Annotated in this window: 13 protein-coding genes; 4 read left to right on the top strand and 9 right to left on the bottom strand. The window is 62.1% G+C overall.

The window, feature by feature from the left end; all coding sequences use genetic code 11:
* Positions 1-13: 13 nt before the first annotated feature.
* The 3 genes from holA to J3P88_RS04195 all read left to right on the top strand — a co-directional run bounded on the left by holA (position 14) and on the right by J3P88_RS04195 (position 2,874).
* Positions 14-1,051 (top strand): DNA polymerase III subunit delta, encoded by a 1,038-nt coding sequence (gene holA / locus J3P88_RS04205; protein WP_186706565.1) that lies wholly within the window; start codon positions 14-16, stop codon positions 1,049-1,051.
* A gap of 263 nt (positions 1,052-1,314) precedes the next feature.
* Positions 1,315-1,479, top strand: coding sequence for an alternative ribosome rescue factor ArfA (gene arfA, locus J3P88_RS04200; protein ID WP_030140368.1), 165 nt, complete (start codon positions 1,315-1,317; stop codon positions 1,477-1,479).
* A 72-nt stretch (positions 1,480-1,551) separates the two neighbouring features.
* On the top strand, positions 1,552-2,874 hold the full coding sequence (locus tag J3P88_RS04195; RefSeq protein WP_434574147.1) for a lytic murein transglycosylase: 1,323 nt from the start codon (positions 1,552-1,554) through the stop codon (positions 2,872-2,874).
* Between the two features lie 129 nt (positions 2,875-3,003).
* Here the strand turns inward: J3P88_RS04195 and J3P88_RS04190 are convergent, their stop codons facing one another.
* Positions 3,004-3,936, bottom strand: a complete 933-nt coding sequence (locus tag J3P88_RS04190; RefSeq protein WP_434574145.1) for a S66 peptidase family protein — start codon at positions 3,934-3,936, stop codon at positions 3,004-3,006.
* Between the two features lie 151 nt (positions 3,937-4,087).
* On the opposite strand from J3P88_RS04190, the gene J3P88_RS04185 reads away from it, so the two are divergent.
* Positions 4,088-4,213 (top strand): hypothetical protein, encoded by a 126-nt coding sequence (locus J3P88_RS04185; protein ID WP_256211728.1) that lies wholly within the window; start codon positions 4,088-4,090, stop codon positions 4,211-4,213.
* 1,397 nt (positions 4,214-5,610) lie between these two features.
* Here J3P88_RS04185 and lipA read toward each other — a convergent pair.
* From lipA to mrdA, 8 genes are all read right to left on the bottom strand, one after another.
* Positions 5,611-6,633 (bottom strand): lipoyl synthase, encoded by a 1,023-nt coding sequence (lipA, locus tag J3P88_RS04180; protein WP_014340371.1) that lies wholly within the window; start codon positions 6,631-6,633, stop codon positions 5,611-5,613.
* A 1-nt stretch (position 6,634) separates the two neighbouring features.
* Complete coding sequence (gene lipB / locus J3P88_RS04175) at positions 6,635-7,282, bottom strand: lipoyl(octanoyl) transferase LipB (protein ID WP_186730295.1); 648 nt, start codon at positions 7,280-7,282, stop codon at positions 6,635-6,637.
* The gene (locus tag J3P88_RS04170) at positions 7,282-7,557 is read right to left on the bottom strand and encodes a DUF493 domain-containing protein (protein ID WP_053125656.1); all 276 of its coding nucleotides are present in this window, start codon (positions 7,555-7,557) and stop codon (positions 7,282-7,284) included. The genes lipB and J3P88_RS04170 overlap by 1 nt, the downstream gene beginning before the upstream one ends.
* Positions 7,558-7,638: 81 nt before the next feature.
* Positions 7,639-8,796: a D-alanyl-D-alanine carboxypeptidase family protein gene (locus tag J3P88_RS04165; protein ID WP_186706569.1), complete on the bottom strand. Its 1,158-nt coding sequence runs from the start codon at positions 8,794-8,796 to the stop codon at positions 7,639-7,641.
* Positions 8,797-9,104: 308 nt separating this feature from the next.
* Positions 9,105-10,130, bottom strand: coding sequence for a septal ring lytic transglycosylase RlpA family protein (locus tag J3P88_RS04160; protein WP_186706570.1), 1,026 nt, complete (start codon positions 10,128-10,130; stop codon positions 9,105-9,107).
* On the bottom strand, positions 10,130-11,140 hold the full coding sequence (mltB, locus tag J3P88_RS04155; RefSeq protein WP_434574142.1) for a lytic murein transglycosylase B: 1,011 nt from the start codon (positions 11,138-11,140) through the stop codon (positions 10,130-10,132). The genes J3P88_RS04160 and mltB overlap by 1 nt, the downstream gene beginning before the upstream one ends.
* 17 nt (positions 11,141-11,157) lie before the next feature.
* The gene (gene rodA / locus J3P88_RS04150) at positions 11,158-12,261 is read right to left on the bottom strand and encodes a rod shape-determining protein RodA (RefSeq protein WP_186706612.1); all 1,104 of its coding nucleotides are present in this window, start codon (positions 12,259-12,261) and stop codon (positions 11,158-11,160) included.
* 31 nt (positions 12,262-12,292) lie between these two features.
* Positions 12,293-14,188 (bottom strand): penicillin-binding protein 2, encoded by a 1,896-nt coding sequence (gene mrdA / locus J3P88_RS04145; protein WP_186730294.1) that lies wholly within the window; start codon positions 14,186-14,188, stop codon positions 12,293-12,295.
* Positions 14,189-14,196 lie beyond the last annotated feature (8 nt).

Genomic DNA, 14,196 nt, shown 5'->3' with positions numbered 1-14,196 from the left:
CTCGCCTTCTCTTATGAAGCTCGCTCCCGCCCAACTCGGCAAACACCTGCAAGGCGCGCTTGCGCCCGTCTACATCATCAGCGGCGATGACCCGCTGCTGTGCCAGGAAGCCGCCGACGCCATCCGCTGCGCCGCTCGCCAACAAGGCTTCGACGAACGCCAGGTCTTCGCCGCCGATGCCAGTTTCGACTGGGGCACGCTGCTGCAAGCCGGGGCGAGCATGTCGTTGTTCGCCGAAAAACGCCTGCTGGAACTGCGCTTGCCGTCTGGCAAGCCCGGTGACAAGGGCGCCGCCGCGCTGATCGAATATTGCTCGCGCCCGGCCGAAGACACGGTGCTGCTCATCAGTTTGCCGAAACTTGACGGCAGCGCGCAGAAGACCAAATGGGGCAAGGCCCTGGTGGAAGGCCCGCAGACCCAGTTCGTGCAGATCTGGCCGGTGGACGTCAGCCAGTTGCCCAGTTGGATTCGTCAGCGCCTGTCCCAGGCGGGCCTCTCGGCCACCCAGGACGCAGTGGAGCTGATTGCCGCCCGGGTCGAGGGCAACCTGCTGGCCGCTGCCCAGGAAATCGAAAAACTCAAGCTGATGGCCGAGGGCGGGCAGATCACCGTGGAAACGGTGCAGGCCGCCGTGGCCGACAGTGCGCGCTTCGATGTCTTCGGGCTGACCGATGCGATCCTCAACGGCGAAGCCGCCCACGCCTTGCGCATGCTCGAAGGCCTGCGGGGCGAAGGCGTCGAGCCGCCGGTCATCCTCTGGGCCCTGGCTCGGGAGCTGCGCCTGCTGGCCAACCTGTCCCTGCAATACAGCCAGGGCGTACCGCTGGACAAAGCCTTCAGCCAGGCCCGCCCGCCCGTGTGGGACAAGCGCAAACCGCTGATGAGCAAGGCCCTGCAGCGTTATTCCGCGTCGCGCTGGGCGCAATTGCTGCTCGAGGCCCAACGCATCGACGCGCAGATCAAGGGCCAGGCCGCGGGCTCACCGTGGATGAGCCTCAGTCGGTTGTCGCTGTTGATGGCCGGGCAGCGGCTGCCCTTGCCCGCTGAATAAACGTCCTTTCCAGACAACATTTTTTTTTGTGACAAGAATGCTGTTGTGGCGAGGGAGCTTGCTCCCGCTGGGCTGCGCAGCAGACCCAAAAAAACAGGGCCGCTGCGCGCTGGAACGCCAGCCCGGCCCAGCGGGAGCAAGCTCCCTCGCCACAAAAGCGCTTCACCTCAGATGACATTTCCTACGCAATGCAGGGACTGGACAACCACCCAACTCTGTCCCATGATTTGCCTCGCAAAAACCACCCCACGAGAGATCCCATCATGAGCAAGAAGCCATCCAGGCATGGCCCCAACAAGGCCAAGTCCATCGTCGCCCAGCCCCTGTTCCGCAGCCGCCAGGAACGACCCGCCAAGGGCAAGGGCAGCTACCGCCGCGAAGCCTTCCAGTCTGACAACTGGGAGGCTTCTTGCTTTCTGGCCGCTTGAAACACTCGGACAAGCCCTACGCCCCTTTCGCATGATAAGGTCAGCACCTGATTTGTATTTCTGGACCCGTGCATGCCCTTCTGTCTTTCCCATCGTTGGCCACTGCGCCAAATGATTGTTGCCGCAAGCGTTGTCCTGCTTGTCGCCTGCGCCGAAAAACCTACCGCCGCCGACGCCCAACCACTCCCGACAGCTCCCGTCGTGACCGCGCCTGCCATCGTGCCGCCCGTGGTACCCACCGGTGACGACTTGGTGATTGCGCCCACCCAGACCTTCGCTGAATGGCAGGCCGGGTTTCGCAGGGAAGCGCTGGCCGCCGGGATCCGTGCCGATTTGTTCGACCGCGCGTTTGTCGGCGTCAGCCCGGACATGAGCGTGATCAAGGCCGACCGCAGCCAGCCGGAATTTACCCGTCCCGTCTGGGAATACCTCGACGGTGCGCTGTCGCCACTGCGAGTCAACAAGGGCAAGAGCCTGATCCAACAGCACGCCCAGATCCTGCAAAGCATCGAGCAGCGTTATGGCGTCGATCGCGAGGCGCTGGTGGCGGTATGGGGCATGGAGAGCAACTTCGGCCAGTTCCAGGGCAGCAAGTCGGTGATCAACTCCCTGGCGACCCTGGCCTACGAAGGACGGCGCCCGGGCTTTGCCCATGCGCAATTGATCGCCGCGCTGCAGATCCTGCAACAGGGCGATATCACACCAGAAAAAATGCTCGGCTCCTGGGCCGGTGCCATGGGCCAGACCCAGTTCATCCCCACCACGTATAACACCCATGCAGTGGATTTCGACGGCGACGGGCGCCGCGACATCTGGGGCAGCTCCACCGACGCCCTGGCCTCGACCGCGCACTACTTGCAAAGCTCCGGCTGGCAGCGCGGCCAGCCGTGGGGGTTCGAGGTCTCGCTCAACGAGGGCTTCGACTACACGCTGGCCGATGGCACGATCCGCAAGCCTGTCTCCGAATGGATGCGGCTAGGCGTTGCAGAATATGGCGGCTTGCCGATCGCCCCCGAGGACAAGCAGCTCTCGGCGTCCTTGCTCCTGCCGGCTGGCCATCGCGGTCCGGCGTTCCTGATCTTCGATAACTTCCGCGCCATCCTCAAGTACAACAATTCATCGTCCTATGCCTTGGCGGTCGGGTTGTTGTCGAAGCGCTTCAGCGGTGCGGGGTTGGTCTATGGCCAATGGCCAAAGGAAGACCTGCCCCTGAGCCGCAGCGAACGCGTGGAACTGCAAACCCTGCTGGGCAAGCATAACTACGACGCGGGCAACCCCGACGGCATCATCGGCGCCAACACCCGCAAAGCGATCCGCAGCGCCCAGCAGTCGTTCGGCTGGCCGGCGGATGGGTATCCGACGCACCAACTGCTTGAGGCGTTGCGCAACCGCTGAATTGCGGTATGGCTACTACCGCTTTCGCGAGCAAGCCCGCTCCCACATTCGACCGTGTTCTCATGAAGAAACGCGATCATCTGTGGGAGCGGGCTTGCTCGCGAAGACTGACTTGCAGACGCTACATGACTAGCGGCTGACCACCACATCCTGCTCCAACACCAACCTCTTCTCCCCCGCATCCAGCGTCACCAATGCGCCCATGGGCAAGGTCAGGTTCGGATCGCAGTGCCCGCTGCGCCAGCCGGACAACACCGGGATGCGCAACGGTGCGAAGGTCTGCTTGAGCAACCGGTTCAACGCCTCGAGGTCTACCCCCGCTATATCCCCTACCAGGACCCCGCGCAACTTCGCCAGGGTGCCCGCCAGTCGCAATTGAGTCAGCAGGCGATCGATGCGATACAGCGGTTCGTTGACATCTTCGATGAACAGGATCACCCCTTCGGCGTCGATCTGATAGGGCGTGCCCATGGTCGCGGCGATCATCGAGAGGTTGCCGCCCAGCAGGCGTCCGTGGGCGATGCCTGGCTCGACGGTGGTCAACGGGTAGGCCGCGGGATGGCTCAGCAGGCTGCCGGCTTTCACCTGTCCACGTAGCAGGCTGAAAAACGAGGTGACGGTTGGGGGTTCCTTGTCGCCCAGGAGGTCGGCGTTGAGCAGCGGGCCATGGAAGGTCACGAAGCCTGCGTAGCGGCTGATGGCCAGGTGCAGGGCGGTGATGTCGCTGTAGCCGACGAATGGTTTGGGGTTGCGTTTCAGGAGGTCAAAGTCGATGCGGTCCAGCAGGCGTGGCGTGCCGTAGCCGCCGCGTAGGCAGATGATGGCTTTGATTTCCGGGTCGGCGAAGGCGGCGTGGAGGTCGTTCAGGCGTGTTTCGTCGCTGCCGGCCAGGTAGGTGTCCTTTTCGTAGACGCCTGGGAATATTCGCAGCTCATAGCCCCTTGCGCGCATCCATTGGATGGCTTTTTCCGTGTCCAGGGGGGCGGGGCCGGCCGGGGCGATTACTCCGATCAGGCCTTCTTTTGGGAGTGCTGGGACGGGGTGGTGTGGGGTTAGGGCCATGGGGTTCCCGGCTTTTTGATCGTGTATATATCCGTTTTTTTTGTAACGGCGGCTGGCTGTTCCGCTCTTACAGCGGGTCACTTTTGGAAAGAGCGCCAAAAGTAACCAAAAACGCTCTGCCCCACCACTCGGTGCCTCGCCTAGGCTCGGCATGCCCTCACTCCGGCATTGCTCCGTGGGCCGCCGCGAAGGGCCATCCATGGCCCAGCGCGGCTATCCCGGCATCCATGCCGGGATGCCCACTGCGCAATGCCTGCGTTCGGCCAGCGTGGTTTAACGGGGCGTCTCCAGATCAAGATCAAGATCAAGATCAAAAGCAAAAGCAGTCGGGGCTGGCATTTATGTGGCTGCACCACTGCTATCGCGAGCAAGCTCGCTCCCACATTAGATCTTCAGCAGACACAAAACCCATATACACCGCAAAAACCTGTGGGAGCGAGCCTGCTCGCGAAGAGGCCGGCACATCCAACATCACCGCAAACTGACCCACCGCCTTCGCGAGCAGGCTCGCTCTCACATTAGATCTTCAGCGGACACAAAACCCATATACACCGCAAAAACCTGTGGGAGCGGGCTTGCTCGCGAAGAGGCCGGCACATCCAACATCACCGCAAACTGACCCACCGCCTTCGCGAGCAGGCTCGCTCTCACATTAGATCTTCAGCGGACACAAAACCCATATACACCGCAAAAACCTGTGGGAGCGAGCCTGCTCGCGAAGAGGCCGGCACATCCAACATCACCGCAAACTGACCCACCGCCTTCGCGAGCAGGCTCGCTCTCACATTAGATCTTCAGCGGACACAAAACCCATATACACCGCAAAAACCTGTGGGAGCGAGCCTGCTCGCGAAGAGGCCGGCACATCCAACATCACCGCAAACTGACCCACCGCCTTCGCGAGCAAGCTCGCTCCCACATTAGATCTTCAGCAGACACAAACCCCTATACACCGCAAAAACCTGTGGGAGCGGGCTTGCTCGCGAAGAGGCCGGCACATCCAACATCCCCGCAAACTGACCCACCGCCTTCGCGAGCAAGCTCGCTCCCACATTAGATCTTCAGCAGACACAAACCCCTATACACCGCAAAAACCTGTGGGAGCGAGCCTGCTCGCGAAGAGGCCGGCACATCCAACATCCCCGCAAACTGACCCACCGCCTTCGCGAGCAAGCTCGCTCCCACATTAGATCTTCAGCAGACACAAACCCCTATACACCGCAAAAACCTGTGGGAGCGAGCCTGCTCGCGATGAGGCAGGCACATCCAACATCACCGCAAACTGACACACCGCTTTCGCGAGCAAGCCCGCTCCCACAGGAGAAACGCGGTCCCACCAAGAACCAGGTCGGCTCTAAGGCCGCCTCGCTTTGGCTTTTGATCTGGGGCGCCCCATTAACCACGATGGCTGAACGAAGGTATTGCGCAGTGGGCAACCCGGCATGGATGCCGGGTTAGCCGCGCTGGGCCATGGATGGCCCTTCGCGGCGGCCCACGGAGCGATGCCTTCGTTCAGGCATGCCGAGCCTAGGCGAGGCACCGAGTGGTGGGGCAAAGCGCTTTTGGTTACTTTTGGCGCTTTTCCAAAAGTGACCCGCCGTAAGGGCGGAACCATAAGTAGCCGTTACCGAAGAAACGGATATACCCACCACCCCAAAAATCAACGCTAAAAAATCAGGACCCCAGCAACTCAGCCTTGACCAACTTAGCCTGCTCATCCGCATGATACGAAGACCGCACCAACGGCCCCGAAGCCACGTTCTTGAACCCCATCTTGTACCCTTCCTCGGCAAACCAGGCAAAGGTATCCGGATGCACAAAACGCTGCACCGGCAAGTGGCTACGGGAAGGCTGCAGATATTGGCCCAAGGTCAGCATGTCGATGTCATGCTCACGCATCCGCTTCATGACCTCGATAACCTCCTCATCCGTCTCACCCAAGCCCAGCATCAAGCCAGACTTGGTCGGAATGTGCGGCATCATCTGCTTGAAGCGCTGCAGCAAGGTCAGCGACCACTGGTAATCCGAACCCGGACGCGCGGCCTTGTACAGGCGCGGCACGGTTTCCAGGTTGTGGTTGAACACATCCGGCGGCTCGGCGGCGGTGATTTCCAGGGCGATGTCCATGCGGCCACGGTAATCGGGCACCAGGGTTTCCAGTTGGACGTTCGGCGACAGTTTGCGAATCTCGCGGATGCAATCGGCAAAGTGCTGGGCACCGCCGTCACGCAGGTCGTCGCGGTCCACGGAGGTGATGACCACGTACTTGAGCTTCAGGTCGGCGATAGCGATGGCCAGGCTTTCCGGCTCGTTGGTGTCCAAGGGCTTCGGCCGGCCGTGGCCGACGTCGCAGAACGGGCAGCGACGGGTGCAGATGTCGCCCATGATCATGAACGTGGCGGTGCCGCCGGAGAAGCATTCGCCCAGGTTCGGGCAGGAGGCTTCTTCGCAGACACTGTGCAGCTTGTGCTTGCGCAGCAGGGCCTTGATACGGTCGACTTCCGGGGAAACCGGGATGCGCACGCGGATCCAGTCGGGTTTCTTCGGCAATTCGGTGGTAGGAATGATCTTGACCGGGATGCGTGCAACCTTCTCGGCGCCGCGCAGCTTGACGCCGGCCTCTACCTTGGCACGCGGGGCCGGACGCTCGGTGACGTCCAGCGTCGGGATCATGGTTTGCACTGCATCAGTAGTCATATCAGTCGATTCCGCCCGTGAGGGTCGTCTGCTCAGCATAGTCGAGGTGTTTGACGAGCTGCGCGCGCAGCCGGGCACTTACCTCGGCAAATTCAATCGATCCTGCGTGCTCGCTCAACTGGGTCATCGCCAGTCCCGCGTAGCCACAGGGATTAATCCGTCGGAATGGCGCCAGGTCCATGTCCACGTTCAACGCCAGGCCATGAAACGAACAGCCGTGGCGGATCCGCAAACCCAGGGACGCGATCTTCGCCCCATCGACGTAGACACCCGGCGCATCCGGCTTGGCCGCCGCCGTCACCCCATAGCTGGCCAACAGCTCGATCAGGCACGTCTCCATGCGGGTGACCAGCTCGCGCACGCCAAACCCCAGCTTGCGCACATCCAGCAACAGGTAGGCGACCAGTTGGCCGGGACCATGGTAGGTCACCTGCCCGCCGCGGTCGACCTTCACCACCGGGATATCCCCTGGCAGCAACAGGTGCTCGGCCTTGCCGGCCTGGCCCTGGGTGAACACCGGCGGATGTTCCACCAGCCAGACTTCATCGTCGGCGCTGGTGCCGCGTTCGTTAGTGAAGCGTTGCATGGCATGCCAGACCGGCTCGTAAGCCATCGTGCCCAGCTCGCGAAAGCCCAGCGTGCCCGGCATCACAACACCATGTGCACGAAACCGGTGGCGCGCAGCTCGCTGTTGATGTCGTAGAGCTGTTCCTGACCGGTGGCAATGATATGCAACTGGATCGTCGTGTACTTGCCGTTGGTACTCTGGCGCTCGGCCAGGGTCTTGTGGTCAACGGTGGCATGTTTTTCAAGGATCGCGATGATCTTGTCCTTGAAACCCACGCCGGTGTCGCCGATTACCTTGATCGGGTAATCCGCGCAGGGGAATTCGATTTTTGGCGCCTTTACTTCGGAGTCTGTCATGGCGTAACGGCCTCGTAAGCCGTGGTAACGCACATGGCCCCGCTCCGGAGGGGAACGAGGCCATGCAGGTCAACACTTCAATCAGTTGAACAAGCCGTAGAAGAATAGACGGATGCTATCCCAGATGCGGCGGAAGATACCACCTTCCTCGACCGCGTCCAGAGCGATCAGGTCAGCGCTGTGCACCACTTTGTCGTCCAGTTTGACTTCGACTTTACCGATCACGTCGCCCTTGGCGATGGGAGCGGTCAGTTGCGGGTTCATGGTCATGCTGGCAGCGAGCTTCTTGAGCTGGCCTTTAGGCAGGGTCATGGTCAGGTCTTGGGCCAGGCCAGCCTTGACCTGGTTGGTCGAGCCTTTCCAGACCTGGGCCTGGGCCAGTTCGGTGCCCTTCTGGTAGAAGGTCTGGGTTTCGAAGAAACGGAAGCCGTAGGTCAACAGCTTCTGGGTCTCGGCGGCACGGGCCACTTCGCTGCTGGTGCCAAAGACCACGGCGATCAGGCGCATGCCGTCACGCACAGCCGAGGACACCATGCAGTAGCCGGCTTCGTCGGTGTGGCCGGTCTTCAGGCCATCGACGGTCTTGTCGCGCCACAGCAGCAGGTTGCGGTTAGGCTGCTTGATGCCGTTCCAGAAGAATTCCTTCTGGGAGTAGATGGCGTAGTGCGCCGGGTCTTCATGAATGATTGCCCGGGCCAGGATCGCCATATCGTGAGCCGACGAATAGTGCTCAGGGTTCGGCAGGCCGGTGGGGTTCATGAAGTGGCTGTTGGTCATGCCCAGGTCAGCCACGGTTTTGTTCATCATGTCGGCGAACGCATCTTCGCTGCCGGCGATGTGCTCGGCCAGGGCGACGCTGGCGTCGTTGCCGGACTGGATGATGATGCCGTGCAGCAGGTCGCTGACGGTCACTTGCGAACCGACCTTGATGAACATCCGCGAACCGCCGGTGCGCCAGGCGTTTTCGCTGACGGTCACCGGATCGTTTTCACCGATCTGGCCACGACGGATTTCCAGCGTGGCGATGTAGGCCGTCATCAGCTTGGTCAGGCTGGCCGGTGGCAGACGCTGGTCACCGTTGTTCTCTACCAGCACCTCGCCGCTGCTGGCATCCATCAGCACAAAGGATTTAGCAGCCAATTGAGGGGGCGCCGGCATCATCTCGACCGCGAACGCGGCCGGTGAGAGAAGCAGCGGGACTAGCAGGCAAAGGCGTTTGGCAAAGGTGGTGATGTTCATCCGTCTCTCGAAATCGCTAATGGGACTGCCCGAAGGCAGAACTAAAACAGGCAACCTCAGGCTTTGTATGAAAAGTGCCTGCGCGACGATCATGCTGCGTTGAAAACAGGCTCGGAATGCTCATTGACAACCAGTCAACTCCGCTTCCTCGCCTGTTTTCGCCTTGCCTGATCGCCGCTCGGCGACTTTTCATACAAACCCTCGGGCTGCCGCGTATTTAAGTTGCTCACTCACTGCCCTTGCCGGGCTTTTGTTATTCATGGAGCCAACAACCTGACCCGCTCCAACCGCAAGCGGGCCTCAATCAATTACTCAGCAGTGACCAGGCTCGGCGAACCGAGATTGGCCAGGCGCACACTGTCCTGCACCTTCTGGACTTCACCCGGAGAACCGATCGGCCCCAGGCGCACCCGATGCAGTGTCTGCTGGTTGCGCACGATCGAGCTGATGAACACCGGGGCGCTCACCATCGAGCTCAGCTTCGACCTCAGCAGCTCGGCAGCGTCCGGGTTGGCGAACGCGCCCACTTGCAGAAACTGGCCAGACGCTGTTGCAGAAGCGTTTTTTTTTGCATCGATCTGCACCGGCAGCACGGCCGCGGCGTGTTGCTGCGGCGGCGGTGTCCACTGCTCGACCGTGCCGGTGGACGCCGTCACGGTGGGCGCGGCATTTTGCGCCACTTTCGGCTCGTTGAGCATCAAAGGCGCCGGACGGCCACGTTGGGCCCACCATTCCTGCGGGTCGATGCCTTCGACCTTCACCCGGGCAGTGCCGGTTTCAGCGTAACCCAGCTTTTTTGCCGCCGCATACGACAGGTCGATGATGCGGTCGGAATAGAACGGCCCACGGTCATTGACCCGCAGTATCACCGTCTTGTTGTTGTCCAGGTTGGTCACTCGCACATAGCTGGGCAGCGGCAAGGTCTTGTGGGCCGCGCTCATGCCGTACAGGTCGTACACTTCGCCGTTGGCGGTGTTCTGGCCGTGGAACTTCGTGCCGTACCAGGATGCCGTGCCCGAGGCCACGTAGCGCTTGGACTCGGCCATCGGGAAATAGGTCTTGCCCAGCACCGTATAGGGGTTGGCCTTGTAGGGGCCGGTGTGCAGGGTCGGCGTGGCGTCGGGAATGCGCGAGACGTCCACGTCCCACCACGGCGCGCCGTCCTTGTGTGCCCGGTTGATGTCCAGGCCCGGCGTGGCGCGCACGGCGGTGGTATTTTTCTGGACCGGCGCGCGGCTGGTCGAACAACTGACGACCAGCAGCGACAGCGCAGCCAGCGCCACCAGCTTGAAAGGCTTGGTTTTCAGGGGTTGATAGGTAGGCAATGCCCGCATTATTTGACGCCCCGTGCTTTGACCAGCTCTTCAGACAGTTGATATACGGCCATGGCGTACATCACGCTGCGGTTATAACGCGTAATCGCGTAGAAATTCTTCAGGCCCATCCAGTATTCGGGGCCCTGTTCGCCTTCCAGGCGCATCGCGGTGACCGGCATGTCGTCACGCAGCGCATCATGACTCGACCAGCCCAACGCCCGCAACTCCCCGACCGTTTTCGTCGGCTCGATGCCCTCGGTCAGGCCCTGGTCCACTTGCTCGCCGCGCACATCGGCCCGGCTGACCACCGGCTGGCCGGGTTCCCAGCCGTGCCGCTTGAAATAGCTGGCGACACTGCCAATGGCATCGGTCGGGTTGGTCCAGATATTGATGTGGCCGTCGCCGTCGAAGTCCACCGCATAGGCGCGGAAACTGCTGGGCATGAATTGCGGCAGGCCCATGGCCCCGGCGTAGGAACCCTTGAGGGTTAGCGGATCGACCTGTTCTTCACGGGCCAGCAGCAGGAATTCGCGCAGCTCCTTGCGGAAGAACTCGGCACGCGGCGGGTAATCGAAGCCCAGGGTCGACAGCGCGTCGATCACCCGGAAATTCCCGGTGTTGCGGCCAAAGAAGGTCTCGACGCCAATGATCGACACAATGAACTGGGCCGGCACGCCGTATTCCTGCTCGGCACGGGCCAGGGCCGCCTCGTGCTGGCGCCAGAAGTCCACGCCCCGGGCGACACGCGCCTCGGTGATGAACATCGGCCGGTACTCGCTCCACTGCTTGACCCGCTCGGCGGGCCGGGAGATCGCGTCGAGGATCGACTGCTTGCGCTCGGCCTCGCGAAACACCCCCATCAGTTGTTCACCGGCGAAACCGTAGTCGCGGGTCATCTCGCCGACGAATTCGGCCACCTGTGGCGAGCCTTCGTATTCACCGGCCAAGGCCTGCGACGCACTGCCCAGGAAGCCGACCAGGCCGATCCACGGCGCATATCGCGTCGACCAGCCACGCATTGCTTGCATTGAACTCTTCACCTTATTCAAACCTGCGCGATCCACTTGCGATGCGTATGAATCGACATCAAAACCCCAAACGCTGACAGTAGTGTCACCAGCGAAGTTCCTCCGTAGCTAATGAAAGGCAACGGCACCCCCACGACCGGCAACAGGCCACTGACCATACCGATGTTGACGAAAACATAAACAAAAAACGTCATGGTCAGGCTGCCCGCGAGCAACTTGCCGAACAATGTCTGGGCCTGGGCGGTGATCACCAGCCCCCGGCCGATCAGCAATAAATAGATCAGCAGCAGCACGCAAATGCCCACCAGGCCGAACTCCTCGCCCATCACGGCGATGATGAAGTCGGTGTGGCTTTCCGGCAAAAAGTCCAGGTGCGACTGGGTGCCCATCAGCCAGCCCTTGCCAAATACGCCGCCGGAACCGATGGCGGCCTTGGACTGGATGATGTTCCAGCCGGTGCCCAGCGGATCGCTTTCCGGGTCGAGGAAGGTCAGGACACGCTGCTTCTGGTAGTCGTGCATCACGAAATACCACATGGCCACCGACACCGGCACGGCGGCGGCGATCACGCTAAGGATCCAGCGCCAGCGCAACCCGCCCATGAACAATACGAAGGCGCCGCCGGCCAGGATCAGCAGCGAGGTGCCGAGGTCCGGCTGGCGCACGATGAGGATGAACGGGATGCCGATCAGCAACAGGCTGACACATACATGCTTGAGCTGTGGCGGCAAGGAGCGCTTGGACAGGTACCAGGCAATGGTCGCCGGCATGATGATCTTGAGGAATTCCGAAGGCTGGAAGCGGATGACCCCGGGAATGTTGATCCAGCGGGTGGCGCCCATGGCGTTGTGGCCCATGATGTCCACCACCACCAGCAAACCGACGCCGACGATGTAGGCCACCGGCACCCAGCGCGCCATGAACCGCGGCTCGAGCTGGGCGATGACGATCATCGACACCAGGCCGATGCCGAACGAGGTGGCCTGCTTGGCCAGCAAGTCCCAGCTCTTGCCGCTGGCCGAATACAGCACGAACAGGCTGCCGGCGGCCAGGGTCAGCAGCAGGATCAGCAACGGGCCGTCGATGTGCATGCGCTGCAGCAAGGTGGCACGGCGGCGCATCACGTCTTCGCTGGACAGGATCCGGTCGAAATTATTCTTCACGGGCCGTAGCCTCCGCAGTGATGGGGCTTGCGTATTCAGGCTTGAGCTGGCCGTGCTCATCCAGCAACCAGGCGTCCATGATCTGGCGCACCACCGGCGCGGCGACGCCGGAACCGGATTCACCGTTCTCGACCATCACCGACACGACGATCTTCGGGTTCTCGGCTGGCGCAAAACCGACGAACAAGGCGTGGTCGCGGTGGCGTTCCTGGACCTTGGAGCGGTCGTACTTCTCGCCCTGCTTGATGGCGACGACCTGGGCCGTACCGCTCTTGCCGGCAATCCGGTATTGCGCGCCGAGGGCCGCCTTGCGCGCGGTGCCTCGGGCGCCGTGCATCACCGCCTGCATACCGTTGTTGACCCTCTGCCAGTCCGCCGGATTGCGCAGGATGATGTCCGGCATCGGATCCGGGTCCACCGGCTTCTGGCCTTCGATGGTCTTGGCCAGGTGCGGGCGATACCACTTGCCCTTGCTCGCCACCAGCGCCGTGGCCTGGGCCAGTTGCAAGGGCGTCGCCTGCATGTAGCCCTGGCCGATCCCCAGGATCAGGGTTTCGCCCGGGAACCAGGCCTGGCGGCGGGTCGCCCGTTTCCATTCCCGGGACGGCATCAGGCCGGGCGACTCCTCGAACATGTCCAGGGAGACTTTCTGACCGAGGCCAAACTTGTTCATGTAGGACGACAACCGATCGATCCCCAGCTTGTGGGCCAGGTCGTAGAAGTAGGTGTCGTTGGAACGCATGATCGCCGTTTCCAGGTCCACGTAGCCGTCACCGGTGCGGTTCCAGTTGCGGTACTTGTGGTCGTAGTTCGGCAGTTGGTAATACCCCGGGTCGTAGACCCGGCTCGACGCGGTGACCACGCCCGCATCCAACCCGGCAATCGCCACGGCAGGCTTGATGGTCGAGCCCGGCGGGTAGAGGCCGCGCAGCACACGGTTGAACAGCGGCCGGTCGATGGAATCCCGCAGCTCGGCATAGGCCTTGAAGCTGATGCCGGTGACGAACAGGTTCGGGTCGAAACTAGGCTGGCTGACCATCGCCAGCACTTCGCCGGTGTTCGGGTCCAGCGCCACCACCGCGCCGCGCCGGCCGCCCAGCGCCGCCTCGGCGGCTTCCTGCAACTTGATGTCCAGGCTCAGGACGATGTCCTTGCCGGGAATCGGGTCGGTGCGCTTGAGCACGCGCAATACGCGGCCGCGGGCATTGGTCTCGACTTCCTCGTAACCCACCTGCCCATGCAGCTCGGCCTCGTAGAAACGCTCGATACCGGTCTTGCCGATGTGGTGGGTGCCGCTGTAGTTGACCGGGTCGAGGGTCTTGAGCTCTTTTTCGTTGATCCGACCCATGTAGCCGACCGAATGGGCGAAGTGCGGCCCTTGGGGATAATGCCGCACCAGTTGCGCCACCACCTCGACGCCCGGCAGGCGGAACTGGTTCACGGCGATCAGGGCGATCTGTTCTTCGGTCAGCTCGAACATGATCGGCACCGGCTCGAAGGGACGCCGGCCCTGGCGCATGCGCTTCTCGAAGATCGCCCGGTCCTCGGGCGTCAACTGCAGCACTTCGACGATCACGTCGAGGACTTTCTGCCAGTCGCCGGAACGCTCGCGGGTCATGCTCAGGCTGAAGCTGGGTCGGTTGTCCGCCACCACCACGCCATTGCGGTCGAAAATCAGCCCGCGGGTCGGCGGAATCGGCTGTACGTGTACGCGGTTGCTCTCCGACAAGGTCGAGTGATACTCGTACTGGATCACCTGGAGGAAATACAACCGCGCGATCAGCACGCCAATCAGCGTCACCACCGCAATAGCGCCGAACACGACGCGACCACGCACCAGGCGGGCGTCTTTTTCGTGGTCCTTGATGCGGATCGGCTGGGGCATGAGGGCAG

The sequence above is a fragment of the Pseudomonas sp. Z3-6 genome, from assembly GCF_051131985.1.
GTDB lineage: Bacteria > Pseudomonadota > Gammaproteobacteria > Pseudomonadales > Pseudomonadaceae > Aquipseudomonas > Aquipseudomonas zanjanensis.
This window is presented reverse-complemented; position numbering and strand designations above follow the sequence as displayed.

Coding starts and splice junctions, on each gene's coding strand:
- lipB (WP_186730295.1), bottom strand. CDS start 7,282: ATGCCGGGCACGCTGGGCTTTCGCGAGCTGGGCACGATGGCTTACGAG.
- J3P88_RS04170 (WP_053125656.1), bottom strand. CDS start 7,557: ATGACAGACTCCGAAGTAAAGGCGCCAAAAATCGAATTCCCCTGCGCG.
- J3P88_RS04185 (WP_256211728.1), top strand. CDS start 4,088: ATGCCCTCACTCCGGCATTGCTCCGTGGGCCGCCGCGAAGGGCCATCC.
- mrdA (WP_186730294.1), bottom strand. CDS start 14,188: ATGCCCCAGCCGATCCGCATCAAGGACCACGAAAAAGACGCCCGCCTG.
- lipA (WP_014340371.1), bottom strand. CDS start 6,633: ATGACTACTGATGCAGTGCAAACCATGATCCCGACGCTGGACGTCACC.
- rodA (WP_186706612.1), bottom strand. CDS start 12,261: ATGCGCCGCCGTGCCACCTTGCTGCAGCGCATGCACATCGACGGCCCG.
- arfA (WP_030140368.1), top strand. CDS start 1,315: ATGAGCAAGAAGCCATCCAGGCATGGCCCCAACAAGGCCAAGTCCATC.
- mltB (WP_434574142.1), bottom strand. CDS start 11,140: ATGCAAGCAATGCGTGGCTGGTCGACGCGATATGCGCCGTGGATCGGC.
- J3P88_RS04160 (WP_186706570.1), bottom strand. CDS start 10,130: ATGCGGGCATTGCCTACCTATCAACCCCTGAAAACCAAGCCTTTCAAG.
- J3P88_RS04165 (WP_186706569.1), bottom strand. CDS start 8,796: ATGAACATCACCACCTTTGCCAAACGCCTTTGCCTGCTAGTCCCGCTG.
- holA (WP_186706565.1), top strand. CDS start 14: ATGAAGCTCGCTCCCGCCCAACTCGGCAAACACCTGCAAGGCGCGCTT.
- J3P88_RS04195 (WP_434574147.1), top strand. CDS start 1,552: ATGCCCTTCTGTCTTTCCCATCGTTGGCCACTGCGCCAAATGATTGTT.
- J3P88_RS04190 (WP_434574145.1), bottom strand. CDS start 3,936: ATGGCCCTAACCCCACACCACCCCGTCCCAGCACTCCCAAAAGAAGGC.